The 21,559-nt window shown below is 70.8% G+C and carries 21 protein-coding genes; 16 read left to right on the top strand and 5 right to left on the bottom strand.

The genetic code is table 11. From position 1 onward, the window contains the following. Positions 1–265: 265 nt before the first annotated feature. The 9 genes from OG758_RS21500 to OG758_RS21460 all read left to right on the top strand — a co-directional run bounded on the left by OG758_RS21500 (position 266) and on the right by OG758_RS21460 (position 7,427). On the top strand, positions 266–853 hold the full coding sequence (locus tag OG758_RS21500; RefSeq protein ID WP_326711498.1) for a hypothetical protein: 588 nt from the start codon (positions 266–268) through the stop codon (positions 851–853). Between the two features lie 111 nt (positions 854–964). Continuing rightward, positions 965–1,453: a hypothetical protein gene (locus OG758_RS21495; RefSeq protein ID WP_326711497.1), complete on the top strand. Its 489-nt coding sequence runs from the start codon at positions 965–967 to the stop codon at positions 1,451–1,453. Positions 1,454–1,644: 191 nt separating this feature from the next. Further along, positions 1,645–2,091, top strand: a complete 447-nt coding sequence (locus OG758_RS21490) for a hypothetical protein (protein ID WP_326711496.1) — start codon at positions 1,645–1,647, stop codon at positions 2,089–2,091. Positions 2,092–2,233: 142 nt separating this feature from the next. Then, positions 2,234–3,163: a L,D-transpeptidase family protein gene (locus OG758_RS21485; protein WP_326711495.1), complete on the top strand. Its 930-nt coding sequence runs from the start codon at positions 2,234–2,236 to the stop codon at positions 3,161–3,163. 210 nt (positions 3,164–3,373) lie between these two features. Next, positions 3,374–3,823 (top strand): hypothetical protein, encoded by a 450-nt coding sequence (locus OG758_RS21480; protein ID WP_326711494.1) that lies wholly within the window; start codon positions 3,374–3,376, stop codon positions 3,821–3,823. 97 nt (positions 3,824–3,920) lie between these two features. Then, the gene (locus tag OG758_RS21475; protein WP_326715987.1) at positions 3,921–4,538 is read left to right on the top strand and encodes an RNA polymerase sigma factor; all 618 of its coding nucleotides are present in this window, start codon (positions 3,921–3,923) and stop codon (positions 4,536–4,538) included. Continuing rightward, positions 4,535–5,272: a hypothetical protein gene (locus OG758_RS21470; protein ID WP_326711493.1), complete on the top strand. Its 738-nt coding sequence runs from the start codon at positions 4,535–4,537 to the stop codon at positions 5,270–5,272. The genes OG758_RS21475 and OG758_RS21470 overlap by 4 nt, the downstream gene beginning before the upstream one ends. 320 nt (positions 5,273–5,592) lie before the next feature. Further along, on the top strand, positions 5,593–6,279 hold the full coding sequence (locus tag OG758_RS21465; protein ID WP_326715986.1) for an RNA polymerase sigma factor: 687 nt from the start codon (positions 5,593–5,595) through the stop codon (positions 6,277–6,279). Continuing rightward, positions 6,279–7,427, top strand: a complete 1,149-nt coding sequence (locus OG758_RS21460) for a hypothetical protein (protein WP_326711492.1) — start codon at positions 6,279–6,281, stop codon at positions 7,425–7,427. The genes OG758_RS21465 and OG758_RS21460 overlap by 1 nt, the downstream gene beginning before the upstream one ends. 233 nt (positions 7,428–7,660) lie before the next feature. Here the strand turns inward: OG758_RS21460 and OG758_RS21455 are convergent, their stop codons facing one another. Further along, positions 7,661–8,515, bottom strand: a complete 855-nt coding sequence (locus OG758_RS21455; protein ID WP_326711491.1) for a L,D-transpeptidase family protein — start codon at positions 8,513–8,515, stop codon at positions 7,661–7,663. 232 nt (positions 8,516–8,747) lie between these two features. Here OG758_RS21455 and OG758_RS21450 point away from each other — a divergent pair, with 232 nt between their 5' ends. Both OG758_RS21450 and leuE read left to right on the top strand, forming a co-directional pair. Next, positions 8,748–10,328, top strand: a complete 1,581-nt coding sequence (locus OG758_RS21450; protein ID WP_326711490.1) for an acyl-CoA mutase large subunit family protein — start codon at positions 8,748–8,750, stop codon at positions 10,326–10,328. A 91-nt stretch (positions 10,329–10,419) separates the two neighbouring features. Beyond that, entirely contained in the window at positions 10,420–11,076 is a 657-nt protein-coding gene (leuE, locus tag OG758_RS21445) for a leucine efflux protein LeuE (RefSeq protein ID WP_326711489.1), read from the top strand. Between the two features lie 19 nt (positions 11,077–11,095). On the opposite strand, the gene OG758_RS21440 is transcribed toward leuE, so the two are convergent. The 4 genes from OG758_RS21440 to OG758_RS21425 form a co-directional block, all read right to left on the bottom strand. After that, positions 11,096–11,995, bottom strand: coding sequence for a class I SAM-dependent methyltransferase (locus OG758_RS21440; RefSeq protein ID WP_326711488.1), 900 nt, complete (start codon positions 11,993–11,995; stop codon positions 11,096–11,098). A 94-nt stretch (positions 11,996–12,089) separates the two neighbouring features. Continuing rightward, positions 12,090–13,235, bottom strand: coding sequence for an acyltransferase family protein (locus OG758_RS21435; RefSeq protein WP_326711487.1), 1,146 nt, complete (start codon positions 13,233–13,235; stop codon positions 12,090–12,092). Next, positions 13,232–14,569 (bottom strand): polysialyltransferase family glycosyltransferase, encoded by a 1,338-nt coding sequence (locus OG758_RS21430; protein WP_326711486.1) that lies wholly within the window; start codon positions 14,567–14,569, stop codon positions 13,232–13,234. The genes OG758_RS21435 and OG758_RS21430 overlap by 4 nt, the downstream gene beginning before the upstream one ends. Then, entirely contained in the window at positions 14,566–15,546 is a 981-nt protein-coding gene (locus OG758_RS21425; protein WP_326711485.1) for a glycosyltransferase family 2 protein, read from the bottom strand. Before OG758_RS21425 ends, OG758_RS21430 begins: the two co-directional genes overlap by 4 nt. A 198-nt stretch (positions 15,547–15,744) precedes the next feature. On the opposite strand from OG758_RS21425, the gene OG758_RS21420 reads away from it, so the two are divergent. From OG758_RS21420 to OG758_RS21400, 5 genes are all read left to right on the top strand, one after another. Next, entirely contained in the window at positions 15,745–17,061 is a 1,317-nt protein-coding gene (locus OG758_RS21420; protein ID WP_326711484.1) for a DUF6716 putative glycosyltransferase, read from the top strand. Positions 17,062–17,087: 26 nt separating this feature from the next. Further along, positions 17,088–18,389, top strand: coding sequence for an N-acylneuraminate cytidylyltransferase (locus tag OG758_RS21415; protein WP_326711483.1), 1,302 nt, complete (start codon positions 17,088–17,090; stop codon positions 18,387–18,389). A 14-nt stretch (positions 18,390–18,403) separates the two neighbouring features. After that, positions 18,404–19,342: an N-acetylneuraminate synthase family protein gene (locus OG758_RS21410; protein WP_326711482.1), complete on the top strand. Its 939-nt coding sequence runs from the start codon at positions 18,404–18,406 to the stop codon at positions 19,340–19,342. Positions 19,343–19,427: 85 nt separating this feature from the next. Next, complete coding sequence (locus tag OG758_RS21405; protein ID WP_326711481.1) at positions 19,428–20,495, top strand: hypothetical protein; 1,068 nt, start codon at positions 19,428–19,430, stop codon at positions 20,493–20,495. Positions 20,496–20,676: 181 nt separating this feature from the next. Then, positions 20,677–21,459, top strand: coding sequence for a glycoside hydrolase domain-containing protein (locus tag OG758_RS21400; RefSeq protein ID WP_326715985.1), 783 nt, complete (start codon positions 20,677–20,679; stop codon positions 21,457–21,459). Positions 21,460–21,559 lie beyond the last annotated feature (100 nt).

Below are 21,559 nucleotides of genomic sequence, written 5' to 3'. Positions count from 1 at the left end.
CGGACTGCCGTCCGGCCTCGTTGTATACCTGTCTCCGGCTCGTGAAGGATGAGGCGCAGGGGGTGGGGTCATGGCGGTACGGGCGAGGGCAACGGCTCAGAGCATCGGTGGGGGGCCGGGCAAGGGCGGTGCCCGTCGGCGGTCGCCGGGCTGGACCCGGTTCACGGGCGTGCTGCTGATCCTGCTGGCTCTGATATCGGCGGTGCTCTGCTACATCGCGTTCGCTCGGTGGTTGCCCTCCGACAGGGATCGCTACCGGGACTACGTGGCAGCCGAGCCGTGCCCCGCCCGTGCGACGGCGCAGGTGCAGAAGGACTGCCTGAGCACCTGGCATTTCACCGTCGCGAAGACGGTGATCAAGAGGGGCGGGAAGAGTTCCACCTATACGGCGACGCTGAAGGACGGGGACTCCTGGAGGGGACTCGTGGACTTCGGCGACCCGGGGCCGCTGCTGGAGCGGCTGGAGCCGGGCGACCGGGTCACCGCCACCATCTGGCGCCGCGACATCGTCGTGCTCAGCAAGGACGGCGTCCGGCAGAGCACCTCGGACGCACCCCGCGACGAGCTCCAGATGAACGCCGCCATCGGCATGCTCGCCGCGTTCTTCGCGGCTCAGACGTTCGCGTTCGGCGCGGTACGCCTGGTCAGCCCCCGTGACTACGCGCCCTTCGCCTGGGACCCGTACGGCAGGCGGCTGCTCTTCACCAGCATCGCAGTCTGCTTCGGGGTGGGGCTCCCGGCGGTCTGGATCGGCATCCCGTGGTGGACCGTGCCCGCCGTCGGACTCCCGGCCATGACGTGCGCGGCGGCGCTGATGTATCCCCGCCCCGGGCGCCCGACGGCAGCCAGGTGACCGGATCGTTCCGTCGCTCGCCCGTGACGGGTGCCGCGTTGTAGAACCGGGCTTCACGGCGCCGGGCACGTGTGTCTTGCCGTTTCCGAAGAACTGCTTTGAGGGGAACGGGTGAGGCGAGAAGTGACTTCGACAGGGACAGGTCGTGCGGTCGAAGAGTTCCTGCGCATCGTCCCGGCGGCCCGCACCGTGCTCGATGAGCTGATCGCCTCACATCCCGACCGCTACGGTGCGTGGTCAGAGGGCAGCGTCGGCGACCTGCTGGAATTCCTGCTTGAGGTGTTCACCAGGCCTGTGCTGCTGCCCCTGCTGCGGACCGGCGCCCCGGATGACGAGACGGCCGTGGGAGCCTGCTTCGCGTATATCGAATTGCTGGCGACCGACCCGAACCCCTACGTCGAGAGCTCCGTCCACTTCGGAATCCTGGAACAGTTCCTGGAGGACCAGAACACCCTGCTACGGGCTTGGCACCACAGCCTCCCGGCGACTCGGACGAAGCTGGCGGCCATGCTCGAGGAATATCCGGCGACGCTGCGCGCTCCGGGCGGCGGGCGTGCTCGAGTGAACGGCAAGAGCGTCGCCTCGGGAGAACTCAGGTAACCGATCAGCTGCTGGGCGATCCGGAGAACTGGGAGTAGCTCCGTCCACACGCCGCGGAATTTGTTGCGGCGCGAAGTGTGGGAGCGTCGGGTCCATTGCACCGGTCCGTTCCCTGTGTGATGGCCCGGGCCCGCCGTGCGCCAACCGCACGGCGGGCACTTTCGTGATCCGCGAACGAAGAGAGGTGCGGCATGCCCGACATCGGCAGACACCAGATCCCCGGTCTCCTCCTGATCATGGTCCCGGAGTCCCGGGACGGGATCGAGGCCGTGGCGGGGATGTCCGCTGAACAGGCCGTCTCCGGGGATCTCGGCTGGTTCGATCTCTACGACTTCCTGCGCGACGTGGTCTTCCGCGACCTGGTCCGGCCCGAGCTGCTCGCGCCCGAGGCGGAGCGTGACACCGAACTGCTCGGCCGATGCGCCGAGTTCGCCGAGAACCTGCTCCTGAACTCGACCCAGCCCGTGGCGTCCGCCGTGTTCTACCAGCTGGTGGAGCCGCTGTACGCGAGTGAGGAACTCCTCGTCGCAGCGATTCCCCAGATGCAGCCGGAGATGCTGCGCGTCACGCTCGAGGACATGGCGGTGGACCGGCTTTCGGCGTCGGCGCGCGCCGCGTTGGCGGATTACCTCCACTGATCGCCGCGGAACTCGTGCAACCTGGCGGCGTTGGGCTGATTCCGAAGGGTGTGCCCTGAATGTCTTTCGGGTCGCGGGCGCGTGAGGGGCTCCTATATAAACGGGCCGCCTCCCCACGCCAGCCCACTCGAAGGGTCTCTTCGTGCTGCCCGTTTCCCGTTGCCGTACCGGAATCTTCACCGCAGGTGCCGTGCTCCTGCTGGCCGCCACCGCCGCGTGCGGGCACCAGGACAAGCCGGGATCGTCCGGCGCGGACCAGGTGCGGGCCGAGGACGCCGGTGCCGCGTCCGCCCCGGCATCCATGTCCGCCTCTCCCGCCGCGTCGAAGAAGTCGAAGAAGTCGAAGAAGCCGAAGAAGGAGAGTCCGAGCGGCTCCCCCTCCGCGTCCGCCTCGAAGTCCGCCTCGGCCACGTCCTCCGCCGGTACCCCGGCCAAGTCCGCCGCCACCGAGTCCAAGGCCCCCGCTCCGGGCTCCGCCCCCGACTTCCCCGTGCCCGTCGAGGTGGGCAACGCCACTCAGGTCATCACCGTGAAGTCCAGCGGTTCGTACGCGACCGTCACCGCCTGGACCAAGGGGTCCGCCGGGTGGAAGGCGGTCCTCTCCACCATCGCGGGCCGCGTGGGCTCCAACGGCGTCGTCCCCGGGTCGACGCGGCGTCAGAGCACGTACACGACGCCCTCGGGCACGTACACGCTCACCGAGGGGTTCGGTGTCGAGGCGGGCGGTACCAACATGCCGTACACGCGCGTCGACTCCACGCAGTGGTGGGTCGAGGACCCCGAGTCGAAGTTCTACAACTCGATGCACACCGCGGCCGGCGCGGACTTCCCGCTCACCGAGAGCGGCGACCGTGGCAGCGAGCACCTCGTCAACTACCCGACGCAGTACGCCAAGGCGCTCGTCATCAACTTCAACCGCTGGCCTGCCGTGCCCGGGCGCGGTGCGGGCATCTTCCTCCACGTCAACGGCTCGGGCGCGACAGCCGGTTGCGTCTCCGTCCCGCGCGCCACGATGGACCGCATCATGAGCTGGGTTCAGCCGGGCGCGCATCCGCGCATCGCGATCGGCTGACGCCCGGAGCTCCGGAACGCCTCGCTCCGCCTCTCCGTGCAGCGGTCGCGTAGACGCACAGTCGCTTCAAAGGTTGTACGGACTTTGCCAATTGGTCATGTGAGAAGCGACATGTGTGTGACGCGTGATGCTTCGGTGGCGTCATCCGCTGGGCCATGCGGGGAGTCGCGAAGGCGGCTCCCCGGTACCGGAACGAGGGGCGGACACACCATGGGAGTGGGCCACAAACCCGAGCCGAACGCGGCGGACATGCGGCGGCACGCCGCGGGATTCGTCGCGCACGCCACCGCGCGCAACCGGCTCCCGCTCGACTACACCGTCGCCAGCCTCCGGGTCGCGGACTTCCTCATCGACGGCCTGCGCAAAGGGACTTCGGACCGGACGTCCGTCACGGGGGCCCTGTTCGGCATCGGCGCGTACGTGGGGGAGGTGCTCGTGCGGCGGGCCGGCGCCGTCTGGGTCGACTTCGACGCCGCCCAGCGCCTCTACTTCGGCCAGCCCGCCGGCGTCCGCATGCCCGACGGCCGTGTGTGGAACCCCCTCGGGAAAGTCGTCAACCGCTTCGAGCTCGGCCGCGAGGAATCCCTCCAGACCTTCTACCTGACGCTCCACGGGCGCGGCGGCGACCGCGGCAAGGGAAGGACCTGCGCCGCCCTGTGACATTTCTGTGGGCCGGAACGCTGATGACCGTGGGGGCATGGACACGATGACCTGTGTCGCGTCGGGTCGGTACGCGGACGTACGAAGAGGACAACGGTTGGGCCACGTGGGGGAGCCCCGTAGCGCGCACGCGCGCGACGAGGAGCTGGGCATGGCTGTGGCGCTGGCACAGGACGGGGACGAGGCCGCCTTCGCGGTCGCGTACCGGCTCGTGCAGCCGGGGCTGGTCGGCTATCTGCGCGGCCTCGTCGGCGACGAGGCCGAGGACGTGGCCGGTGACGCCTGGCTGGAGATCGCCCGTGACCTCGGGCGCTTTCGCGGCGACGGCGCCGGGTTTCGCGGCTGGACCGCGACGATCGCCCGGCACCGCGCCCTCGACCTGCTGCGCCGTCAGAAGGTGCGCCCGCGCACCTCGGCCCTCGAACAGGACATGCTCGAACTCCCCGGCGCTCACAGCACGTCCGACCAGGTCCTGGAGACGATCTCCACCGAAGAGGCGCTGAGGTTGATCAGCGACCTCCCGCGCGACCAGGCCGAGGCGGTGCTGCTGCGCGTCGTCGTCGGGCTCGACGGACCGTCCGCCGCGCGCGTCCTCGGCAAACGTCCCGGCGCTGTGCGGACCGCCGCGTACCGGGGCCTCAAGAAGCTCGCGGCACAGCTGGGCGCACGAGGTGTGACGGATGACGGCCCCACAACGCTGGGGGAGTCGAGATGACTGAAAACCCACTTGTGTCCGAGGACGAGCCGGCCGGCCCGGCGGGTGCCGGGGGCTTCGAGGCCCTGCTCGCGGCCGCGGTGCGTTCCGCGAGGCCGCGGGATGACGCCGAGGGGCAGGCCGTCGCCGCGTTCCGCGAGGCCCGCGACCAGGGAGCGCACTCGGCCAGGACGCGACGCCGCGACGACTGGCGTCCGCGCTCCCGAGGCCTCGCCCGCTGGTCACTGCGCACCACCGTGGGCACGCTGGTCGCGGGCGTCACGCTGGGCGGTGTCGCGATGGCCGGGATCGGCGCGGTCGGGGACGCCCCGGGCGACGATGCCGGACAGCGGCCTGCGCCCGAGCGGAGCTCCTCCAGCGCTCCCGGGCGGTCCACGCCCGACCAGGTCCGGCCATCCGCCACGGTGCCCGCCGGGTCAGGGCCCCACGCGCCCGGTCGGTCGGCCGGTCACCCGGACCAGGCCGGTGACACCCTCGCCAAGTGCCACGCGTACGCATCCGTACGGGGCCGGGGCAGGGCGCTCGACTCGCCCGCCTGGCAGCGCTTCCTCGCGGAGGCGGGCGGAGAAGCCTCCGTGGACGCGTACTGCGCGGCGGAACGGGCCCGCCAGGAGACCGGCGGCGGCAGCAACGGCAGCAACGGCAGCGACAACGCGGCCGGTGGGAAAGCCGACGGTCAGCAGAACGGGCACCCGAGCCCGAAGCCGAGCCGGGCGAAGAATCCCAAGAAGTAGCTGAACCCCGAGAAGCAGGGGAGTCCCCGTAAGCAAGGGTGCGGGGGCGGCATCGGCACGCCTCGGCGCGCCCGCCCCGAAGGGCACCGCCGGGACGGCCGAGGCCGCCACCCCCCACAGGAGAGGCCCCGGCCGTCGCGCGGTACGGGCCGCGCGGCGGCCCGTACTACCTTCAGCGCCGCGCGTGCGGTTTCTGTCACACCGCGCTGTGTCACGTGCTAGTTGCGGGTTGTACCAAACGTGGACGGGGAGCCGTATCAGGCCGTAGCGTGCTGGTTCGCGTCGGTGAGCGGCGCAGGGTTAAGCGCAAGGGTGGCGCAGTGCTGGGGGACGACGCGGAGCTGACGGCCGCGGTGCATGCGGCGCAGGACGGGGACGAGACCGCGTTCCGGACTGTGTACCGCGCGGTGCATCCACGCCTGCTCGGGTACGTACGGACACTCGTCGGCGAACCGGACGCGGAGGACGTCGCATCCGAGGCCTGGCTGCAGATCGCCCGGGACCTCGACCGGTTCAGCGGCGACGCCGACCGCTTCCGCGGCTGGGCCGCACGCATAGCCCGTAACCGCGCCCTCGACCACATACGGATGCGGGGGCGCCGGCCCGCCATAGGCGGTGACGAGACCGAGCTCACCGGCCGGCCCGCGACATCCGACACCGCCGACGAGGCGATGGAACTCCTCGCCACCGGTGACACGCTCGCGCTCATCGCCCAGCTTCCGCAGGACCAGGCCGAGGCCGTCGTCCTGCGCGTCGTCGTCGGGCTCGACGCGAAGAGCGCCGCCCAGACCCTCGGCAAGCGTCCGGGCGCCGTCAGGACCGCCGCGCACCGCGGCCTCAAGCGCCTCGCCGAGCTGCTCGGCGCCGAGGGTTCGCATGTGCAGACGGCGCACACGGGCCCGGACGGCACGCTCGACGCCGTACCGCCCCCGAGAGAGCCGCGCGGGCACGCGGTGATGCCCGCCGGTGTGACGCATTCGCGGACGCGGACGCAGAAGGACATGTGATGGCCGACGAGCACAACAAGTGGCTGGACCGGGACGCGGCCGAGCGTCTGCTGCGCGGTGAGCCCCTGGAAGCCGTCGACGCAGCCACCCGCGCCCGGGCCGCCCGCCTCGCCGAGACACTCGACACACTTGCCGTGACACGCGTAGACGGAGGCGAGCTGCCGGGTGAGGCAGCCGCGTTGGCCGCGTTCCGCAAGGCGCGCGAATCCGGCGCGCAGGAGCCCGGCACGGCGACCCCGAAGGCACGCCATGCCAGGCGCCGAGGGGCTCTCGCCCCGGTGTCCTCGCTCCACGGAGCCGTGGGCCATGAGAACGACGCGAACGCGAACACGAACGCCGCGATCGGCGGGCACGCCGGTTCCGACGTCGGCAGTGTCCACCTCGCGAGACCCGACGCGCGGCCCGTCCGCTGGGGCCGCCCGGTGCGGTTCGGGATGGCCGCCGCGCTCGCCGGATGCATGATCGGCGGCGTCGCCGTCGCGGCCGGAACCGGAGTGCTCCCGTCGCCGTTCGGCGGCCGCGGCGAACCCGGGCCCGCCGCCAGCGTCTCCGCCGCCGCGTCTCCCGGACAGCCCCGCACCTCACCGTCGCCCGACATCTCGGACACCGACGGCGGACGCTCGGGCAGCGCCGTGCCCGACGGTCACTCGCACGAGCCCGGCTCGGGCGCCCCGTCCCATGACGACACGGCGGGCCGGCCCGGCTCGGCGACGACGCGGCCCGGCACCGGCCCGCGCGAGTCGGACGCCGCGGACCGGGAGGCCTGGCGGCAGCGCCTGGTCGACGCCTGCCGCAAGTACCGCGGCGGCGCCCTGAGCGACTCCGAGAAGGAGCGCCTCCGGGCTGCCGCGAAGCGCGTCGCCACGAAGAAGCGGGACCAGGACCCCGACCGGTTCTGCGCCCGCGTCCTCCAAGAGGCCGACGGCTCCGGCGGCGGGGACGACGGCGGCAGCAAGAGCGACGACAAGAACAGCGGCAAGGACGGCGACGAGGACAGCCAGAACGGCGAGGGCTCCGGCGTCACCGGCGCCGTGCCGACCGCCTCGTGGGTCCCGTCCGATCCGGGCGGCGACGCCTCGGACACCGGGCCGACGACGCCGTCCACGACGGCCTCGGCCTCGTACAGCGCCGCGGCCGCGCAGCCCTGAGCCTGCCCTCACGCCGGTCCTGATCTGGCGCTGACCTGCGGGAACAAAGAATTTCCGAGGCGGGTGTGACGTTTTCGGACGGCATGGCGCAGTAACAAGTGAGCCGACTGGTCATCGGCCGTGCACGAGCCGCGGGTTCCCCCCGTACCTTCGGCTCTGTGCCACTGGCGCGGGCGGGACACGTTCCCCCGGTCCCGCCCGCGCCCCACTCCCTCTCACCACCTGTGCGCAGGTCACCAGTAGACGACGACCTTGTCGCCGTTGCGGACCTGGGCGAACAGCGACGCGATCTTCCCCTCGTCCCTCACGTTCACGCACCCGTGCGACGCCCCGCTGTAGCCGCGGGCCGCGAAGTCCGCCGAGTAGTGCACCGCTTGGCCGCCGCTGAAGAACATCGCGTACGGCATGGCCGTGTGGTAGATCGTCGAGACGTGGTGCCGGGACTTCCAGTACACGCTGAAGACGCCCTCGCGGGTGGGCGTGAACTGCGAGCCGAACCGTACGTCCGTGGTCATCAGCGGCTTGCCGTCGATCATCCACGTCAGCGTGCGGCTGGTCTTGCTGATGCAGACGACGCGGCCCGTCATGCAGCGCGGGTCCGGCTTCGCCGCGGGCTGCCCGCCGTTCGCGTACAGCTCGTCGCGCGTCGGGGCGTGCGTCATCTTCACCAGCCGCGCCCAGGTCACCGTGTCCGTGTTCCCCGTGCGCGGCAGGCCCCGCTTGCCCTGGAAGCCCTCGACTGCCTTGGTCGTCGCCGGGCCGTACGTTCCGTTCGGCCCCTCGAAGAGCCATGCGATCTGCCGCAGCCTGGCTTGGAGTTCGCGCACCTTGGCGCCGCTCGCGCCGCGCGCCATGAGGACCTTCGGCGGCGGCGTCGGTCTGACCGACGGGGTGCGAGAGGGGGACGGGCCCGGCCTCTTCGCGTCGTCCGGCCTCTTCGCGTCGTCGGACGGGGCCGGTGACGCCGAGCCGTTCGTCTTCGGCGGCGGCTGCTTGCCCCCGCTGTCGACGGCCCCTGTCCTGCAGCCGCCGACCAGGGCGATGACCCCGGCGACGGCGAGTGATCCACGCATGAAGGTCGCACGCATCCGGGCCCCCGCAGTCTCGCCACTAGTCCGATGTGCCAACAGAGATGTTCCCCGCGCGCGTCCGGTTGCGAACTCGGCGTGAGTGCCGCGCATTGTGGGAGGGAGAAACATGACGGACGCGCTGTGAGCAAGGTCCCAGCATGCGGCTCTCCACCGCGAGCAGGCGCGCCGCTACAGTCCGTCGCGGGGGTCGAACCGACTGGCAAGTAACAACCGAGCTGGAGGCACAACCATGGCGCGCGAGTCTGAGTCAGGACTGCCCATCGAGCCGGTCTACGGCCCCGATTCGCTGGCCGACTGGAACGCGGCCGAGAAGCTCGGCGAGCCCGGAAAGTACCCGTTCACGCGGGGCGTCTACCCGTCGATGTACACCGGCCGCCCGTGGACGATGCGCCAGTACGCCGGCTTCGGCACCGCCGTCGAGTCCAACGCCCGTTACAAGCAGCTCATCGCCAACGGCACGATGGGCCTGTCCGTCGCCTTCGACCTGCCCACCCAGATGGGCCACGACTCGGACGCCCCGATCGCGTCCGGCGAGGTCGGCAAGGTCGGCGTGGCCATCGACTCGATCGACGACATGCGGATCCTGTTCGGCGGCATCCCGCTCGACAAGGTGTCCACGTCGATGACGATCAACGCCCCGGCGGCGCTGCTCCTGCTCATGTACCAGCTCGTCGGCGAGGAGCAGGGCGTCCCCGCGGACCAGCTGACCGGCACGATCCAGAACGACGTGCTGAAGGAGTACATCGCGCGGGGCACGTACATCTTCCCGCCGAAGCCCTCCCTGCGGCTGATCGCCGACATCTTCAAGTACTGCCGGGCCGAGATCCCGAAGTGGAACACGATCTCGATCTCCGGCTACCACATGGCCGAGGCCGGTGCCTCGCCCGCGCAGGAGATCGCGTTCACGCTCGCGGACGGCATCGAGTACGTGCGCACGGCCGTCGCGGCCGGCATGGACGTCGACGACTTCGCGCCGCGCCTGTCCTTCTTCTTCGTGGCCCGGACGACGATCCTGGAGGAGGTCGCCAAGTTCCGCGCGGCCCGCCGGATCTGGGCCAAGGTCATGAAGGAGGAGTTCGGCGCGAAGAACCCCAAGTCGCTGATGCTCCGCTTCCACACCCAGACCGCGGGCGTGCAGCTCACCGCCCAGCAGCCCGAGGTCAACCTCGTCCGCGTCGCCGTCCAGGGCCTCGGCGCCGTGCTCGGCGGCACGCAGTCGCTGCACACGAACTCCTTCGACGAGGCCATCGCGCTGCCGACCGACAAGTCCGCGCGCCTCGCCCTGCGAACCCAGCAGGTCCTCGCCTACGAGACCGACGTGACCGCCACCGTCGACCCGTTCGCCGGGTCGTACGTCGTCGAGAAGATGACGGACGACGTGGAGGCCGCCGCCCTCGAACTCATGACGAAGGTCGAGGACCTCGGCGGCGCGGTCAACGCCATCGAGCACGGCTTCCAGAAGAACGAGATCGAGCGCTCCGCGTACCGCATCGCGCAGGAGACCGACTCCGGCGAGCGCGTCGTGGTCGGCGTCAACCGCTACCAGCTCGACGCCGAGGAGCCCTACGAGCCGCTGCGCGTCGACCCGGCGATCGAGGCCCAGCAGGCCCAGCGCCTCACGAAGCTGCGCGCCGAGCGCGACCAGGCGGCCGTGGACACGGCGCTCGCCGCGCTCAAGAAGGCGGCGGAGGGCGAGGACAACGTCCTCTACCCGATGAAGGACGCGCTGCGCGCCCGCGCCACCGTCGGCGAGGTCTGCAACGCGCTGCGCGACGTGTGGGGCACGTACATCCCGACCGACGCGTTCTGAGACCGCGTTCCGGGGTCGCGTCCTGAGGCCGCGTATCACCCTCTGACCAGGGAGTGTCGTATAGCCATATAGGCGTGCGACACTCCCTTTCATGCTCGGTGTCATCAATCTCCCGACCTATCTGGCCGGTCTCGTCCTCATCGTCCTGCTGCCAGGACCGAACTCTCTCTACGTGCTCTCCGTGGCCGCCCGCAAAGGCATACGCACCGGATACGCGGCCGCCGCGGGTGTCTTCACCGGGGACACGGTCCTGATGACACTGGCCGCGCTCGGCGCGGCCTCCGTGCTGCAGACGACGCCGGTGCTCTTCCTCGTCGTGAAGTACGCCGGAGCGGGCTATCTGACGTGGATGGCGATCGGCATGATCCGGTCGGCGCGGGCCCTGTGGAAGCAGCGCGGTGAGCCCGTCGTGGAGAGCGAGGCGCAGCCGGCGACCGGGAGCGGTGACGAGCACCCTTACCGCCGCGCCCTGATCGTCAGCCTCTTCAACCCGAAGGCGATCCTCTTCCTGATCTCCTTCTTCGTTCAGTTCGTGGACCCCGGTTACGCCTACCCGGCGCTGTCCTTCGTGGTCCTCGGCGGGCTGCTCCAGACCGCGAGCTTCCTCTACCTCTCCACCCTGATCTTCAGCGGCACCCGCCTGGCCGGCGCCTTCCGGCGCCGCAAGCGGCTCTCGGCCGGCGCGACCACTGCGGCGGGCGTGCTGTTCCTGGGCTTCGCGGTGAAGCTGTCCCTCGCGGGGGCCTGAGCGGCTTCCGCCGGTCCGGCTAGCCCTTGACGGCGCGGCGCACGGCCCGGGTGACCACCGGTGGCGTCAGGTCCACGGCGATACGGCGGGCAAGGCTCCGCCCGCGTACGGGAGCCGGCTGCGGGGCGGGCGCGGCCTTCGGTTCCTCTGTCACCTCCACGTGGTGGCGTGAGCGCGGGGAGGCGGGCGCCTTGACCGCCTTCGACTTCACGCGGACCAGACGGTGCCCGGCCGCCTGCTGCACGCTCAGGGCGATGTCGTCGCGCTCCCTGAGCATGGCGAGGAGCTCGTCCTGGAAGGGCTCGGGGTCCTCCCATGTGGCGTACAGCTTCTGGGTGCTCAGGCACAGCGGGCGCAGGCCGCGGTTGAGCACGGCCTCCCACGCGGCGACGGAGACGCCCGGCGTGTGCTCGGAGCGGAAGTCGTCCAGGACGACGACGCCGTCAGGGCCGAGCAGCTCGCGGGCCGCGCCGATGTCGCCGTACACATGCTCGTAGAGGTGCGAGGCGTCGATGTGGACGAAGCGGCAGGTGCTGGGGTCGACCTCGCCGGAGATCACGGAGCTGGGCGCCTGGACGACCTGCGGCAGCTCGTCGTGGAACGAGAGGTAGTTCTCCTCGAAGGCCTGCCGGGTCAGTGAGGCGTACGACTTGGTGGATTCGGCCTGGTTCGCCTCGTCGGGCGCGTCGCCCTCGAACAGGTCGCAGACGGTGAACTTCTCGGCGCCGTGCAGGTGCTGTCCGAGAAGGACCGCGCTCTTGCCCATGTAGACGCCGAGCTCCAGCAGGTCGCCGCGGACCTCCTGCCGCGCCTGCCGTTCGAGGAACCAGGTGAACAGGAGTCGGTCGAGCGGGGGGAACCAGCCGGGTACGTCGTCGAGGTCGATCGGGCGCCGGGCGGTGGTGTGCACAGCAGTCATGGGACGCGAACCTATGAGCTTCTGATCGACAGGGTCAAGACGCTCACAGATCGCATCCGCCAATCGTGCAGCAAACTCCACAGGGCATGAATCCTCAGTGAATCCTGGCCGAAGTGGGGTTCAGGCGTTTGCGCAGGAAAGGTGCAAGCGGCTTCTCGACGAAGCGGTTCAGAAGCCATGCCAGGGTGAGCATCGCGGCCACCGTGAGGGCGAACGTCACGGTCGACGGCAGCCCGAGACGCCGGTGCAGCACCTCGATCGTCACCCAGCCCAGATGCTCGTGGACCAGGTAGAACGGGTACGTCAGCGCACCGGCGACCGTCAGCCACCTCCAGTTGGCCCGGTTCAGCAGCCCGAGCGCGATCGCGCCCACCGCCACGAAACCGAGCGTCACTATCAGGATGATCGTTCCCGACCCGCGGTACGAGAAGAAGTGAGGATTCGGTGCGTGCCACAGTGCGGCCACCGCGTAGTGCTGACCGATCAGCCAGCTCACGAGGACGATGCCCCACGCGGTCATGTCGCGGCGGTCGAGGTGGAGAAGGTACAGGCCGACGCCGCCGATGAAGTAGGGCGCGTACTCCGGCATCAGGATGACCTTGAGGGCCGGCTCGCCGGACGCCTGGGTGATCGCGGCGGCGAGCGTCCACACGGCGCAGAACAGCACGATGCGGCGCCGGTTCGCGCCCGGCAGGACGACGCACAGGGCGAACAGCGCGTAGAAGCGGACCTCGGCCCACAGCGTCCAGCAGACGCCGAGGACGCGGTCCACGCCGAGCGGCTGCTGAAGCATCGTCAGGTTGAGGAGCGCGTCGCTGGGCGAGACCGCCTTGTACGCGACCACGGGCAGCGCGAAGACCGCCGTCACCAGGATCACGGCCGCCCAGTACGACGGCAGCAGACGGGACGCGCGGGAGGCGAAGAACGAGCGCAGGGGCTTGCCCCAGCCGCTCATGCAGATCACGAAGCCGCTGATGACGAAGAAGATCTGCACCCCGAGGCAGCCGTAGGCGAACCACTGGTGCAGCGAGGGGAATTGGACCTTCGGTGAGGTGCCCCACGCCTGGGACACCTCACCGTCGCGGCCGCCGTAGTGGTACGCGGCGACCATCAGGGCGGCTATGAGCCGCAGACCGTCCAGGGCTCTCAGCCGCGGTGCGTGCGCGCCGGAGCGCGCGGTCCGCACCGCGGCGTCCGCTCCCGGGGAAAGCTTCGGGAGCGTCGTCTCTGAAGTACTCATCCGAGGGCGGCCCGCTTGAACGAGCGCGCGCGGCGGGCGACTCGGCGCACCGTCGCGTTGCGCGGAATGAACGCGAGCTGGGCCGGGACGGCGCCGGGCAGCGCGAGGGACGTGAGCCGGCGGCGCTTGAAGTAGCGCCACGTGTGGTCGTCCAGACGCGTGGAGAGGTAGCGCTCGGCCGCCGCCCGCAGCTCCGGGTAGATCTTCGGCTGCATCGCGAAGCCGACCGCGCGTACCAGCTGGTTCAGCTCGGCGGTCGCCGTGCCGGACTCCTGCGCGGTCACGGCCGCCTGCTCGGACAGCTCCGGCAGCAGCGCGTCCACGATCGTGACCGGGACGCGGTTGCTGTTCTGGTACGGCGCGAGGCGGTCGAGGAGGGTGCCGGTGCCGATGCGGGCGACGGGGATGCCGTAGAACGCGGACGCGGTCAAAAGCGCCGTCGAGAAGCAGCCGACCACCAGGGCCGGGCGCATCCGCTGGTACAGAACCTCGGCGAGCACGGGCGTGTCGAGGACGGTGAGTTCGACGCCGAGCTTCTCCGCCTCCGCCTCCAGCGTGCGCGACCAGGTGGCCGGCGCCGTCGGATGAGGCTTGAAGACGATCCGCGTGTGGCCGAGGGCGACCGCGCCGCGCATCATCCGCACGTGCAGGTCCTCCTCCTCCTGCGCGGTGAGGATGTCGAGCGCGGACAGGTACTGCCCGAGCAGCACGGCCGGGTCGGGCCCGACGGGCGGCAACTCGCCGCTCACGTCGGCCAGTTCGGCCAGCACCTTCACGAAGACGTCCGTCGGGAGGATCTCGGGCTCCACGCCGAACTCCGTGAGGAGCAGCGGCTTCAGGTCCGGCACGAGGTCCAGATGCAGCAGCCGCCGTACGCGCGTGCCGACCAGCGGGTCGATCTTGTTGCGGGTGGGGCCGTAGCTCATCAGGCCGTCCGCGTACACGTCGACGGGGACGCCCGTGAAGATCTGCGCCACCGCCATCGCCGGGTTGACCTGGATCGACTCCACGGCCAGCTCGACGTCATCGTCGCCCAGACCCCAGGCGAGACGCAGATGGCGCTCCCACAGCGGTACGTCGTCCGGGCGCGGGGCCCAGCCGCCCGGGTGGAACGGTGTGATGGTCTCGTTCCACGACACGACGTCGTCGAAGCGGCCGCGCAGCCGCTCGAAGCCCGGCATCTCATCGACGGCGGGCGTCGTCTCCGGGGTCGCCGCGTTGTTGGCGACGAGCAGGATGCGCCGGTCCGCGGGCGCATAGCAGTCCGCGTCGAGGGCCGCGGCGAGCGTCGCGGTCCCGTACAGCGTGGAGGCGAGGAAGATCTGCGTGGTCACGCGGCAGCCACCCCCGCCGCGGCGGGGCGGCGCCGCAGCCGGCGCAGGCGCGTCGCCCGCTGCACGTCCATCGAGTCGAGCGCGTCGTCGAGCACGTCCTGCGGCATGCGCTTGAGCGCCGCGGAACTCATTGTCTTCAATTTGCGCGCCACTGCCGGTTCGAACCTTTCGATGGATCCCAAGTGGTGGGAAATAATCGCGCAGTACGTACGGACGGCCTTCGGCAGAAGTTTTTCCGCGTCCTTGTCCTGCGCCGTTTCGGCCACCACCTGGTCGAACGCCTTGATGAAATCGAGCTGCCGGACGTCGCCGATCTGCGTCAGTGACGACGCGACTCCGCGCCGGTAGAAAACCCCGAGAAGTCCCACTGCGGCAAAGGATTTCGCCTCGCGGTGCAGCCGCCAGATCCACGGCCGGTCCTCGGCCGTGCGCAGGCCGTCGGTGAAGTGGAGGAGGCCGGCGTCGGCGAGCCGGCGGTGATACATGCCGGCCCAGGCGTACGCGTAGTCGACGGATGTCGAGCGGTCGGCGGGCAGGATCGCCTCGCGCGGATCCATGACGACACCGCGCCTGCCGGTCGGCACGCGGTGGACGGTGCGGGACCGCGCGGTGCACTGGACATGGTCCGTGCGGACGAAGTCGCAGCCCAGGCCCTCGATGGAGGCGAGCAGTTGCTCGTAGTAGCCGGGGGCGAGCCAGTCGTCGCCGTCCAGGAATGTCAGGTACTCACCGCGCGACGCGTCGAGTCCGGTGTTGCGCGCGGTGGCCAGGCCTCCGTTCTTTTCGTGTCTGACCAGGACGGCGCCGGGCAGCTCGCGCTCGGCGCGCGCGAGAATGTCCGGGGTCTCGTCCTTCGAACAGTCGTCGACGAGAATGAATTCGAAGTCGTCGCGCGCGTTGGCGCGGAGACTTCTGAGGGTGTCGGGCGCGTATTGCTGCACGTTGTAGAACGGCACGATGACGGAGAGCTTGACCACGTGAAGGACGCTAGGCGGCGGCCCGGCATTCGTCTTGACCGATGGTGAGATGTCAGGTGAACGACGCGTGGCGGAATAGTGAACCCGCCTGCTTCCCGGCCGCTTCCCGACCGGATTCGCCATTCGTCGGTGCGCTGTTAACCGTTTGTTGCACTCCGGTTGGGCCGCGGTCCCAAATCGCTTCCTAGCTTCTTGGGTGTGCCAGCAAGTACCTCTGAGACCCGACGGGTCGCCGTGCTCGCGGACTCCGACACCCGGTGGAAGTGGGGCGCGCTCACCGCGCGCCGCCTCACCACCGACGAGAGCCCGCTCAACGGATTCCTCCTGCGCGGCCGGGCCACCCCCACACCCCGCCAGCTCGACGAAGTCGGCGTCCGCGCCGACAGCCTCGACGAAGTCACCGCCGTCGAATTCCTGCGCCGTATGGAGCAGGACGCCGACCGGTACGACGTCGTCGTCCTCGCCCTCGTCGGCGGCGCCGTCCAGGCCATGCTCCACGGCCTCGCGCGGGCCTGGCAGGGCCGGGCAAAGCGGCCCGTCGTCGTCACCGGCTACGTGGGAGTCGTCTACGAGAAGCTCGCCGACGGACTGCTCCTGCGGCACGGCGCCGACCTCGTCCTCGCCAACTCCCGCCACGACGCAGAACGTTTCCGCGCCGTGTACGAGGGTGTGGACGCCGACGCCTCCGCGGTGACCGAGTGCGCGCTGCCGTTCCTCGGCGGCGCGCCCTACGAGGAGACGCACGACCCGTACACGGTCGTCTTCGCCGCGCAGCCCTCCGTACCGGACACCGCCGCCGACCGCGCCTACCTGCTCGAGCGGCTCGTCGGGCACGCCCGGCTGCACCCCGAGCGCGAGGTACTGCTCAAGCTGCGCAGCAAGCCCGGCGAGCACACCACCCACATCGAAGAGGCGCCCTACCAGAAGCTCGCCCAGCGGATCGACGGCGGACTGCCCGCCAACTGCCGCCTCGTCTACGGGCACATGGGCGAGGTGCTCGACCGCACCGACCTCCTGGTCACCGTCAGCTCGACGGCCGCGCTCGAAGCCCTGCACCGGCGCATCCCCACCGCCCTGCTCACCGATCTCGGGGTGCGCGAGGCGCTCGGCAACCACCACTTCACGGGCTCCGGGTGCCTCGCCTCCTGGGACCAGCTCGACGCGGGCCATCTGCCGAAGGCCGACGAGGAGTGGGTGGCACGCCAGGGCGTCGCGGCCGACGGCACGTACGACACCGCCTTCGACACGGCCCGCGCACGGGTCACCGGCCTGACCGGAGCCGACCGGCTCCCGCCCCTGGCCCCCTACTACAGCCTCACCACCGCCCCCGGCTACCTGCCGCGCATCCTCGCCCGCCACCACCTCGCCCCCGACGGGACGCCCCTGCCCGGCGCACCCGCCGCCGGCAAGGAGCCCGGCCCCGTCCGGCAGATCGTGCGCCGCGCCGCCCGTGGCGCCTACCGGCACGGAGTGCAGCGCGTGGCGCCCGTCATCCGGCGGATGGGCGAGCTGTGAACGCCCGTACCCCTCAAGGAGACCTGATGACCAACCCGGAAGCGGGCACAGCGGCACCGGTCCGCCGCGTCCTCGCCGTGATCCCCGCCCGTGGCGGCTCCAAGGGAGTGCCCGCCAAGAACCTCGCCCCGGTCGGCGGCGTGCCCCTCGTGGCCCGCACCGTCCGCGAGTGCCGCGCCACCAGGCTCGTCACGGACGTCGTGGTCTCCACCGACGACGCCGCGATCGCCGCCGCGGCCCGCGAGGCGGGAGCCGAGGTCGTCCTGCGGCCGGCCGCCATCGCCGGCGACAAGTCGAGCTCCGAGGCGGCCGTGCTGCACGCCCTCGACGCCCACGAGGCCCTCCAGGGCGCAGCGGTCGACGTCGTGCTCCTCGTCCAGTGCACCAGCCCCTTCATCGTCCGCGAGGACATCGACGGCGTCGTCAACGCGATCGTCGAGAAGGGCGCCGACACGGCCCTGACCGTCGCCCCCTTCCACGGTTTCGTGTGGCGCGACGCCGATGACGAGCCGGCCGCGCCCGCCGCGGTCGAACGCGCCGCCGTCGAAGGCGGCACGGACACGCTGGTCGCCCCCGCGGCCACCAGCGGCGGCTACGGCGTCAACCACGACAAGTCCTTCCGCCAGATGCGCCAGGACCGCCCCCAGGACCTCCTGGAGACCGGCGCGGTCTACGCCATGGACGCGAGCGGCTTCCGCGAGGCCAAGCACCGCTTCTTCGGCCGCACGGAACTCGTCCGCACCGACCCCGCGCGGGTCCTGGAGATCGACGACCCGCACGACCTCTCCCGCGCCCGTGCCCTCGCGCCCCTCTTCGACGCGAACAGGCCCGGCTCCCTCCCGACCGCCGAAGACATCGACGCGGTCGTCCTCGACTTCGACGGCACCCAGACCGATGACAAGGTGCTGATCGACTCCGACGGACGGGAGTTCGTCACCGTGCACCGCGGTGACGGCCTCGGCATCGCGGCCCTGCGCAAGTCGGGCCTGCCGCTGCTGATCCTGTCCACGGAACAGAACCCGGTCGTCGCCGCCCGGGCCAGGAAGCTCCAGATCCCGGTCCTGCACGGCATCGACCGCAAGGACCTCGCACTCAAGCAGTGGTGCGAGGAGCAGGGCATCGCGCCCGAGCGCGTGCTCTACGTCGGCAACGACGTCAACGACCTCCCGTGCTTCGGCCTCGTCGGCTGGCCCGTGGCGGTCGCGAGCGCCCACGACGTCGTACGAGGCGCCGCGCGCGCGGTCACCACTCTCCCCGGTGGTGACGGCGCGATCCGAGAGATCGCCACCTGGATCCTCGGCCCTTCTCTCGACTCCCTCAACAAGTAAGGAACTCCCCAGTCATGAGCACCAACTCCCGCCTGCGCACGTTCGGTTCGAAGACCGCCGGGCCCGGTAACCCCGTGTACATCACCGGCGAGATCGGCATCAACCACAACGGCGACCTCGACAACGCCTTCAAGCTGATCGACGTGGCCGCCGAGGCCGGCTGCGACGCCGTCAAGTTCCAGAAGCGCACCCCGGAGATCTGCACCCCGCGCGACCAGTGGGACATCGAGCGCGACACCCCCTGGGGTCGCATGACGTACATCGACTACCGCCACCGCGTCGAGTTCGGCGAGGACGAGTACCGCCAGATCGACGAGCACTGCAAGAAGCGCGGCATCGACTGGTTCGCCTCCCCGTGGGACACCGAGGCCGTCGCCTTCCTGGAGAAGTTCGACATCCCGGCCCACAAGGTCGCCTCCGCGTCGCTCACCGACGACGAGCTGCTCCGCGCCCTGCGCGCCACCGGCCGCACGGTCATCCTCTCCACCGGCATGTCGACGCCGAAGCAGATCCGGCACGCGGTCGAGGTCCTCGGCAGCGACAACATCCTGATGTGCCACGCCACTTCGACGTACCCGGCGCAGGCCGAGGAGCTCAACCTCCGCGTCATCAACACCCTCCAGGCCGAGTACCCGAACGTCCCGATCGGCTACTCCGGCCACGAGACCGGCCTGCAGACCACGCTCGCCGCCGTCGCCCTCGGCGCCGCCTTCGTCGAGCGTCACATCACCCTCGACCGCGCCATGTGGGGCTCCGACCAGGCCGCCTCCGTCGAGCCGCAGGGCCTCACCCGCCTCGTGCGCGACATCCGCACCATCGAGGCGTCCCTCGGTGACGGCGTCAAGAAGGTCTACGAGTCGGAGCTCGGCCCGATGAAGAAGCTCCGCCGCGTCGCGGGCGTCGTCGCCGAGTCGGAGATCGCCGTCGCCGCGGGCGAGCCGGTCGGCGTCTGACCGTCCGACGTCCGCCCGTGTGGGCCGGCGCCCAGCCGGGCGCCGGCCCACGGGCCCCAACCCCCACAGGTCCCTCGGAGGGCCCATGTCAGCAGCACGCTCCGGAACCCTGTGTTTCGTGGAGAGCCCCGTCCAGCTCCTCAACGTCCTGGAATGGGCGCATCTCGCCGAGAGCACCGACACGACGGACCGGATCACCCTGGTCGTCCTGTCGCCCACGGACCCCATGACCCGCGGCCAGCTGCGCCGCATGGCCGAACTCGCCCGCGACGAGGGCCACACCGTCCGCTGGGAAGAGGCACGTGGCGGCGCCACCGCGCCCTTCCACACCATCGGCGGACTCGCGGGCGCGCTGCGCAAGGCCGCCCGCATCGTCATCGGCGACCCGTTCTCCCGCTACGTGCAGCTCCTGCTGACGATCACCCGGGCCGCCGAACTCGTCGTCGTCGACGACGGCACCGCGACCATGGAGTTCGTCTCCCAGCTCGCCCGCGGTGAGCGCCTCGTGCGCTGGCACCGCCGCGGCGGCCGCCCGGGACCGCGCGACGTCGTCTTCGCGCCCGTCTCCGCCGTCGCCCGCCGCCGCCTCACCCCCGACGGTACCCGCCGCACCGTCGAGGTCTTCTCGGCCATGCCGATCGACTCCGTCCCCGACGGCGTCCGCGTCACCCGCAACGACTTCACCTGGACCCGCGCCCGCTTCGGCCCGCCCCGTATGACGAAGGGCGCCGACCTCGTCGGCACGTCCCTCGTCGAGACCGGCGTCGTCGACCCGGACCGCTACCTGGAGGCCGTCCAGGCCCTGGCCCGCGCCCACGGCGCGACCCGCTACTTCGCCCACCGCCGCGAGAGCTCCGACAAGCTGCACCGTCTCGCGGTGGAGACCGGCCTGGAGATCGTCCGCCCCGACCTCCCCCTCGAACTGATCGCCCGCCGCGGCCCCATCGGCCGTACGATCCTCAGCTTCCCCTCGACGGTCGTCCACACCCTGCCCCTGGCCCTCGTCGGCACCGAGGTCCGCGTCGCTGTCTGCGACATCGACCCCGCCTGGCTGACGGAGAACGCCTCACCGCGCGCCCAGGGCTTCCTCTCCGGCGTCACCGGCACCGCACGCGACGTACACCGCCTCGCTTCGGTCGCCCCGGCGATGTGAGCCCCGGCCTCCCGGACCTTGGCCAGACCTTGGTGATCGCATAGCCATCCGAAGGGCAACGCGACGGGGTGCCAGTCCGTCAGAATCACCGCACCCCCCACTCCGCATCCGTACAGAGCGCCCAGAGGAACCCGTGACGCACCCCCGGCACCGCCTGTCCAAGAGACGCCGCTACCTCGCCATGTCCGCCGCAGGCGTGGCACTGGCCGCCACCGGAGCGATCGTGGCCCAATCCGCGACAGCGACCACCCTGCCCGCGGCCAAGACCTACACCGGCCGCGCCTTCGACACCTGCACGGCCCCCTCCCTCTCCGCCATGAAGGCCTGGAAGACCGGCTTCTACGGCGCCGCAGCCGTCTACGTGGGCGGCAAGAACCGCGGCTGCGCCCAGCCCAACCTCACCGCCTCGTGGGTGAAGTCGGTCAGCGCCTCCGGCTGGAAACTGATCCCGCTCTACGTGGGTGCCCAGCCGCCCTGCCAGTCCGGCGCGAACCCCGAGAAGATGACCGCGTCCACCGCCGCGTCGCTCGGCGCGAAGGACGGCGCCGACGCCGTCGCCAAGGCCGCCGCCCTCGGCATGAAGAGCGGCTCCCCGCTCTACCTGGACATGGAGCCGTACGACACCACCGACACGTCCTGCAACAACGCGGTCCTCACCTACGTCCGCGCCTGGGACAAGGCCGTGCACGCCAAGAACTACCGGACCGGCTTCTACGGCTTCCGCAGCTCCAGCGCGAAGGCCGTCGCCACGACGACGAGCCGCACCGACATGCCGGACATCCTCTGGTACGCGCTCTGGGACAAGGTCAACACCACGACGTCCGACTGGCCTTTCGCCTCCACCCTGTGGACGGGCCACCGCCGCGCCCACCAGTACATGGTGAACAGCAAGGAGTCCCGCGGCGGTTACACGATCACGGTGGACCGGGACGCCTGGGACGCGCCGGTGGCGATCGTCGGGTAGCGAGACCGGTGGGGGGTATGAAAGAGATGTCATACCCCCCGTACGGGTAGGCCATGCGAGCCGGGCCCGAGTTTCTTACCCCAATTCGGTTGAACTTTTG

Source organism: Streptomyces sp. NBC_01474 (genome assembly GCF_035918215.1).
GTDB classification, from domain to species: domain Bacteria; phylum Actinomycetota; class Actinomycetes; order Streptomycetales; family Streptomycetaceae; genus Streptomyces; species Streptomyces aureus.
This window is presented reverse-complemented; position numbering and strand designations above follow the sequence as displayed.

Coding starts and splice junctions, on each gene's coding strand:
- OG758_RS21405 (WP_326711481.1), top strand. CDS start 19,428: ATGTCAGCAGCACGCTCCGGAACCCTGTGTTTCGTGGAGAGCCCCGTC.
- OG758_RS21455 (WP_326711491.1), bottom strand. CDS start 8,515: ATGCGTGCGACCTTCATGCGTGGATCACTCGCCGTCGCCGGGGTCATC.
- leuE (WP_326711489.1), top strand. CDS start 10,420: ATGCTCGGTGTCATCAATCTCCCGACCTATCTGGCCGGTCTCGTCCTC.
- OG758_RS21490 (WP_326711496.1), top strand. CDS start 1,645: ATGCCCGACATCGGCAGACACCAGATCCCCGGTCTCCTCCTGATCATG.
- OG758_RS21410 (WP_326711482.1), top strand. CDS start 18,404: ATGAGCACCAACTCCCGCCTGCGCACGTTCGGTTCGAAGACCGCCGGG.
- OG758_RS21470 (WP_326711493.1), top strand. CDS start 4,535: ATGACTGAAAACCCACTTGTGTCCGAGGACGAGCCGGCCGGCCCGGCG.
- OG758_RS21440 (WP_326711488.1), bottom strand. CDS start 11,995: ATGACTGCTGTGCACACCACCGCCCGGCGCCCGATCGACCTCGACGAC.
- OG758_RS21435 (WP_326711487.1), bottom strand. CDS start 13,235: ATGAGTACTTCAGAGACGACGCTCCCGAAGCTTTCCCCGGGAGCGGAC.
- OG758_RS21460 (WP_326711492.1), top strand. CDS start 6,279: ATGGCCGACGAGCACAACAAGTGGCTGGACCGGGACGCGGCCGAGCGT.
- OG758_RS21400 (WP_326715985.1), top strand. CDS start 20,677: ATGTCCGCCGCAGGCGTGGCACTGGCCGCCACCGGAGCGATCGTGGCC.
- OG758_RS21415 (WP_326711483.1), top strand. CDS start 17,088: ATGACCAACCCGGAAGCGGGCACAGCGGCACCGGTCCGCCGCGTCCTC.
- OG758_RS21480 (WP_326711494.1), top strand. CDS start 3,374: ATGGGAGTGGGCCACAAACCCGAGCCGAACGCGGCGGACATGCGGCGG.
- OG758_RS21450 (WP_326711490.1), top strand. CDS start 8,748: ATGGCGCGCGAGTCTGAGTCAGGACTGCCCATCGAGCCGGTCTACGGC.